The organism is uncultured Corynebacterium sp., assembly GCF_937999985.1.
Classification (GTDB): Bacteria; Actinomycetota; Actinomycetes; order Mycobacteriales; family Mycobacteriaceae; genus Corynebacterium.
Genome location: NZ_CALLDG010000008.1, coordinates 1 through 7176 on the forward strand (window position 1 = coordinate 1; position 7176 = coordinate 7176).

Below are 7176 nucleotides of genomic sequence, written 5' to 3' on the forward strand. Positions count from 1 at the left end.
ACGGTGGTGCCCTACGAGATCCTGCTGCAGGGGGAAGACTCCATGTCCACGCTGGTGGAGAAGTTCCGCAAGAACCAGTCCGCCTGCCTCTTCGGCACCCTCGGGCTGTGGCAAGGCGTGGACGTTCCCGGCAAGTCGCTTTCGCTGGTGATCATCGACCGCATCCCCTTCCCGCGCCCCGACGATCCGTTGCAGCAAGCCCGGCAGGAAGCCGCCGATCAGCGCGGCGGCAGTGGATTCATGGAGGTGGCGGCGAACCATGCTGCGCTGCTGATGGCACAGGGCGCAGGCCGCCTGCTGCGTTCCGTGGACGACCGGGGCGTGGTGGCGGTACTGGATCAGCGGCTGGCCACGAAGCGCTACGGCAGCTACATCCGCCGTTCGATGCCAGACTTCTGGTACACGGAAAACGGCGACACAGTGCGGGGTGCACTGCGTCGCCTGGTTGAAGCTTAGGGCCGGGGGCTAGGCCCGAACCTGAGGCCCGGGCCTAGTGCCTTAGGCCAGGTCCGCGCCGTCGTTGCCAGCGGCTCCGCTGTCGCCAGCGCCGCCCAGCAGGTCGTCGAAGGTCGGAGCGATGTCCTCGGTGTAGGTCTCCTCAGTGGACTCGTACACAGCATCGCCATCGTGGTCGTATGCCTTGGTGTCGCCGATGCCGTCGAAGTCGGTGTCCAGCAGAGCCTCATCGGTGAAGCCGTCGCCATCGGTGTCCACGTGGCGCTCGTCGACCTGGCCGTCGCCGTCGGTGTCCACGAACACGGTGTCCGTCTGGTCGTTGCCGGTGGTGTCGATCTCGAGTGCATCGATCTGGCCGTCGTTGTTGGTGTCATAAGCTACACCGTCTGCCAGGCCGTCGCCGTCCAGGTCCACGTACTCGCCGCCGTTCGGTGCTGCGTTGTCCGCACCGGCGGACTGCAGGTCAGTGTCTGCGCCGCCCTGCGGGGCTGCCTCTTCTGCCGGGGCCTCTGCATTGTCCTCAGTGCGAGACTCGGGCTTGTCCTCTGCCGGAGCCTCAGCTGCCGGGGCTGCCGCAGCCGGAGCGTCAGCCTGTGGTGCTGCGTCCTGAGGCGCTGCAGTCTGGGTCTGGGAGCCCCAGATGCCCTCGCCTACTGCCTGCTGTGCCGCGGACGGCGGAACCTCGCCGCTGGTGCCATCCACAACGCCGTTGCCGTCGTGGTCGAACTCGGAGTAGTCGGAGATTCCATCGCCATCGGTGTCATAACCAACGCTGTCTACCTTGCCGTCGCCGTCGAAGTCGTAGGCGGTGACGTCGTAGTTGCCGTCTGCATTGGAGTCGATCTTCACGTTGTCGGTCACACCGTCGCTGTCGTAGTCAGTGGCCTTGGTGTCCAGCTTGCCGTCGTTGGTGGTGTCTACCGACATGTTGTCGATCACGCCGTCGCCGTCGATGTCCTCGTAGACCGTGTCGACGATGCCGTCCTGGTCGTAGTCCATCTCCGCGCGGTCGGTCACTTCGTCGCCGTCCTTGTCGTAGACCGTGCCGTCCGGGCGTCCGTCGCCGGTGATGTCCACCTGGAAGGCGTCTGCCTCGCCGTCACCGTTGGTGTCCTGCGCGCCGACGATGTTGCCCTGGACCATGTTGCCGTCTGCGTCCAGTACATCCCAGCGACCCAGGGAGTGATCCGGGGCGCCCGCGTTGTCGTTGGTGGTGAGGCCGTTGTTGTTGCCGTTGTTGCCGTTGTTCAGGTTCTCGTTGGACATTGTGTGCTCCTTTTCAGTGTTCTTCTTAGTATCCTTCAGGCTCTTCCTGGCTGCCTGTCAGTTATTGAATGCCCCTCCCCTACAAGTTGTTCCTTGGGGGTATTTATTGTTGACGCCCCCTCGCCCCAAAACCCACAAACTCCCTAGTAAAAAGGCATTTCTTTCACTTGAATCCTGAAAGCAGTTCCGGGGGTAAAAGCATGCGCGACGTTCACGCTGCACTTCCGAAAAGCCTATTTATCGGCATACTAGAATGGCATTCTCGCATTACCGAGTACTACCGTGCGCTCGCCGCGCACTAACCGGGCACTACACAGAAAGGCGATACCCACCGTGACCCCCTACCCCAACGCTGCGGGCCGATCCCCCCAGGCAAGCGTCGAACGCGGGGCCACCATCGCCAGAAAATACAAAATGCACGATGCCGCGGATCGCGTGCAAAACCTCGTGAATGCGAAGTACCGCACCTCCGCCGTGGTCATCATCGGCGAAGTCAAGCGCGGAAAGTCCTCCCTCGTCAACGCTCTGGTTGGTCGGCGCGATCTGCTGCCGGTGGACGTCATCACCGCCACCAGTGCCCCCATCCGCATCCACACGGAGCCCGACCAGGATCCGGACCAGCCGGTGCTGGCGCGCCTGGTGCGGGGCACGGAGTACGACCCGATCGAACCCGAGGATCTGAAGAACTGGGTCACCCAGGAAGCCGTGGATGCTATCAACCGTGCGCCGAAAGATAGCAAGGAAGTAGCCTCCCTGCCCAGTGCCGCCGAGCTGCTGGTCCCTTACTCTGGCATGGGCAAGGTGACCATCGTCGATACTCCGGGCGTGGGCGGCCTGGACGAGCACGCGGTGGCGGCCTCCCTGGCGGAGGCCCGGAATGCCGGTGTACTGCTCATGGTCTGCGACGCCTCCACCCCCATCACCGCCCCGGAGATGGATATTCTCCGCCGCGCCCGCGAGCAGGTCGGCAGCGTGATCGTGGCCGTCACCAAGACCGATAAGAATGTGCGCCGCTGGCGCTCCATCGTCGCCGACGACCAGCGCCTCATCGCAGAGCACCTCGGCCTGGACATCCCAGTGATTGGGGTTTCCTCGTTGCGGGCTTTGGACGCGACGGAATCGGCGTCACCAGAAAAAAGGGCACAGATCGAGCAACGGTGCGGCATCGCCGAGCTGCGCCAACAGATCATCGACCACGTGAACTCGCCGGGCAACCTCGGCACGGTGACCGCGCTCGAGATCACCAAGTCGACGATGCACACCATCACTACCGACATCGAGCGGGACATCAAGCTGTACGACAAGACCAGCGATGCAGTCGGCGAACTCGAAGCCGAAAAGCGCAAGCTGGAGGCCTTCCGCGATGCCACCAGCGAGTGGGAACAGCTGTTTATGCGCGACATCCAGCTGAGCCGCAACAAGGTTTCCGCGGCGATGGACGAAGCGCTGACGGACGTAAAGACGCGTTGGACCAACCGCGTCAACGCCGAAGGCATGCGCGTGCTGCGCAGCAAACCGCAGGTATTCACCAGCCAAATCGAGATTGAACTGCGGCAGATCATGGAGCAGATGGTGATGGCCATGGTCAGTGAGGTGACAGCCCGTGCCGCGCAGCTGTTCCAGGGGCGCCAGGACATGGTGGACCAAGTACAGCAGCAGATTTTCGCAGCACTGGCCCCGCCGAGCACCCTCAGCCACGACGTGGAGAAGAAAACCACCGGGCTGGTGGACCCGTCGATGCTGACAATGGGCATTGTCGGCGCGGGCGCCCTGACGGTCGTGATCCCCTTCGCGCCCGTGGCCGCAGCGGCTTGGATCGGCGTGAACATGGGCTACCGGGCGATGCGCAACGGCAAGCAGCACCTACTTATCTGGCTCCGCGAGACCATCGCGACGACCCGCACCTCTATCAACCGCATGATCGACATTGCGATCACGACAGGTAGGACGGAGATCCTGCTGCGCCACCGCTCCGCGATCCGCCAGGAGCAGCGCAACCTACAGTCCAAGATCGAATCCGCGCAGAAGATCGCCCGCGAATCCGAGGCTCAGCGCAAGCAGACCATCAGCCGGCTGAAGAAGAACCTGGAGATCGTGAACCAGACCATCGAAGAGCTAGATGGGCACCTGGCGGCGCTGAAGCGCACCCGGCGCGGGGCGGCGAGCATGGCAGAACACGCGAAGGCGGGGATGTAAATGGAGCAGGGAAATCAGATCCAGTCGGCCTCGGCGCATTTGAGCCAGCGCGTCTCTGACCTGACGCTGCTGCTCACCCAGGCTGTCGACGCTTTGGCTGGCGGTTCGCCGGATCTGGCGCGGCACGCCGAACAGCTGCGCCTGATGGTCACCCGCCCGCCGCGCGTGGCTGTGGTCGGCCGCCTGAAATCTGGAAAGTCCACGCTGGTCAACGCGTTGACGGAGAACCTCATTGCCGCCACCGGCGCCCTGGAGTGCACCATGGCGGTGAGCATGTACCACAACGGTGCGCCCGCCCGCGCCGAGATCCACACCACCGACGGGCAGGTCATCCGCGTGCCGCTGAACAACGGCCCGCTGAACAACCTGACCGTGCCGGTGAACCAGGTGGACTTTGTGGATCAGTTCCTGCCCAACCGGCGCCTCCAGGAGCTCACGCTGATTGACACCCCCGGCACCGCCACCCTGACCGTCGAAAACGAGGAGCGCACCCGCCGCGTACTCGTCGACGGACAAAAAGACACGCGCCGCGCCAGCGGTTGGGCCGACTGCCTTGTCTTCTTATCGGACTCTGCCCCGCGCGAGGACGAGAAACGGTTCCTCTCCCAATTGGGAATGACGCCCCTAAATACCGTCGGCATCCTTTCCAGAGCGGACTCTTTCGGTTCCGGTGCCTTCGGCCCCATCGATCCGTTGCAGCACGCCCGCCAGCACGCCGACAGCATTCAGAAGCGACTGATGAGCACGGTGCAGCGCACCATTCCGCTCTCCGGCCTGATGGCGGAATCCGCCCTGACGGGCAAGGTCACCGGCGAGGTGGCCCGTAACTTGAGTGCGCTGGCGCATCTGGACCGCGAAGGCCTGCTGGACCTGCTGGAGGCGGAGGATCCGCGGGAGATCGTGCCGGAGTGCAGCGCCAGCATCCGAGACGACCTGCTGGACGTCATGGGCGAATACGGAGTGTTCGCCGGGCGCCGCATCGCCGCCGAGGGCGGGGCGCCGGCGCTGGTCAAGTGGATGGTGGAGACTTCCGGGGTCTCGGAACTGGTGCATCTGCTGACCGGCGACATCACCTACTTCGCCGTGCTGCAGCGCGCCGCCCGGATGCTGGATGTGCTGGACGACCTGGCCTCTAACCACCCGGACCTGCAGCACGTACGCTGGGTGCAATCGGTGACACTGGCGCAGCCGGGCATGCACTTCGTAATGCTGTACCGCAGCTACCGCAACACCTACGCCTCTACCCCGGATTCGCGCTTGCTGCCGCTGCTACGCTCCGCCGTGACGGCCGGGCACCCGGCAGAGACTGTGAGCCTGCCGCGCGATACGCCGGTGGAACAGGTTCGCCAGGCGCTGGAGGAGAAGATCTCAGAGATGCAGCAAATGTCTATGTCTCCGCTGTCCGCGGCGGAGGATGAGGCCCGCGAGCGCCTCCTGGGCTCTTTCCAATCAGCGCTACAAGCCACGCACTAAAGGCCAACCGAGGCGCTAAAGTGTAAGCTACTTATGCCTTAAACGCTATTAAACCCTTATGTTTTGTCAGGAGCTGTACTTTAAATGACTAACGCATGGCATCTGGCGGTCGACTTCGGAACCTCGAATACGGCTGCCGCTCACCAGAGCCCCATGGGTAGGGAGATCTCCGCCCTTGCGTTGACGCACCGCTCCAACATCATGCCGTCTGCAGTGTTCCTCGACGTCCCGCACGGCGCACACGCCGCTGCCGATGACGAAGAGCCCACGCTGCTCAACGGCGATTCCGCCCTCGCCCGCGGCCGCCGCGACCCTTCCCGGCTACTGCTCAGCCCCAAGCGCTACATCGACCACGACGAGGTTCAGCTGGCTGGCCGTAGCCTGCCGCTGACGAAGGTCGTCGGCTCCGTTATCGCTACGGTTCTGCGTTCGGGCAAGGCGCAGCACGCCAACCAGGATCCCGAAACCGTTACGCTGACCCACCCCGAAGCGTGGTCGGCGCACTCCGTGGAGCAGCTGAAGCGCAGCGCCGTCGCCGCAGGCGTGCCGGAGCAGAACCTGCGCGTGCTGTCCGAGCCGCGCGCAGCTGCGATCCACTACGCCTCCCAGCAGTCCGTGCAGTCCGGTTCCCACGTGGCAGTGTTCGACTTCGGTGGCGGCACCCTGGATATTGCCGTGCTGCGTGCCAAGGGGGATGGCAACTTCGAGGTCGTGGCCGCCAAGGGCGATAACAGCCTGGGCGGACGCACCATCGATAACCTGCTCTACCGCTGGGTTCTGGACCAGCTGGAGCACGACGACCCCGACTTGGCGGACTTCGTTCGCTCCGCGCCCATCACCACGGTGCACGCGCTGGAGTCCAGCATTCGAGAGGCCAAGGAGATCCTGTCGGATACGTCCTCGGCTACCATCAGCGTCTCCACTCCTCACGGGGAAACCGACCTGCTAATCACCCGCGACGAGTTCAACAACGTTATCGAGCAGTCGATCATGCGCGGAGTTGAGCTGACTCGCGCGGCGCTGACGCAGGCGGGCGTCGATTCCACAAAGACCCCGATCTACATGACCGGCGGATCGTCGCGCATTCCGTTTGTGCAGGACCGGCTGGGTGAAGTCGGCACCGTCATGACGCTCGACGACCCGAAGACCGTGGTGAGCCGCGGTGCGCTGGCTGCAACCCTGCGCGGGTTCACCGGTGGCGTGAACGGAGCTCAGGGGGCAGGTTCTCGCCCCGGCGGTGCCGGCGCTGCCGGACTAGCTGGCGCCGCTGGCGCTGGTCTGGGCGCCGGTGCTGCCTCAGCTGCAAACCGTTCCGGCCAGTCAAGCCAACCCGGCCAGTCCGGCCCGGCAACCCCGCCCGGAATGCCGCGTGCGGGTCAGGGGCAAAGCCAGAGCCCAAGCCAGGGATCGCAGTCCTACAACAATTCCCCGCAGACCGCTGCCTTCGTACCCAGCTCGGCGAACGCATACGGCGCCAGCAACTTCGCCAGCGCTCACGCAACGAGCTCCTCGAAGCCGAGGAAGTCCAACACCCCCGTGATCATCACGGCGTGCGTAGCCATCCTGGCAGTCGTGATAGCCATCGGCTTCGTCGCACTGAACGGCGGCGATGACAACGGCGGAGGCGGCGGCAACGGGGGTGGCGGCGGCAACGGCGATAGTGGAAACCCGCCGTTCACCGAGGCCAGCCCCTACAGCCCGTCGCGGGAGCCGTACGAGTCGGATATGTACAAGCACTTGGCCTCCCTGCTGCCGGAGGTCAAGGACTACACTCCGACGAACTTC

5 protein-coding genes are annotated in these 7176 nt (G+C 64.4%); 4 read left to right on the plus strand and 1 reads right to left on the minus strand.

Features of this window, described 5'->3' with window-relative positions:
* On the plus strand, positions 1-456 hold a 456-nt coding region (locus tag Q0331_RS00310; RefSeq protein WP_298073837.1), incomplete at its 5' end, for an ATP-dependent DNA helicase.
* Positions 457-498: 42 nt separating this feature from the next.
* On the opposite strand, the gene Q0331_RS00315 is transcribed toward Q0331_RS00310, so the two are convergent.
* The gene (locus Q0331_RS00315; protein ID WP_298073839.1) at positions 499-1722 is read right to left on the minus strand and encodes a hypothetical protein; all 1224 of its coding nucleotides are present in this window, start codon (positions 1720-1722) and stop codon (positions 499-501) included.
* 414 nt (positions 1723-2136) lie between these two features.
* On the opposite strand from Q0331_RS00315, the gene Q0331_RS00320 reads away from it, so the two are divergent.
* The 3 genes from Q0331_RS00320 to Q0331_RS00330 all read left to right on the plus strand — a co-directional run.
* The gene (locus Q0331_RS00320) at positions 2137-3918 is read left to right on the plus strand and encodes a dynamin family protein (protein ID WP_298073841.1); all 1782 of its coding nucleotides are present in this window, start codon (positions 2137-2139) and stop codon (positions 3916-3918) included.
* A complete protein-coding gene (locus Q0331_RS00325; RefSeq protein WP_298073843.1) occupies positions 3919-5391 on the plus strand; it encodes a GTPase in 1473 nt (490 codons plus the stop codon). It begins immediately after the preceding gene.
* Positions 5392-5475: 84 nt separating this feature from the next.
* A partial coding sequence (locus Q0331_RS00330; protein WP_298073846.1) for an Hsp70 family protein occupies positions 5476-7176 on the plus strand: 1701 nt, incomplete at its 3' end.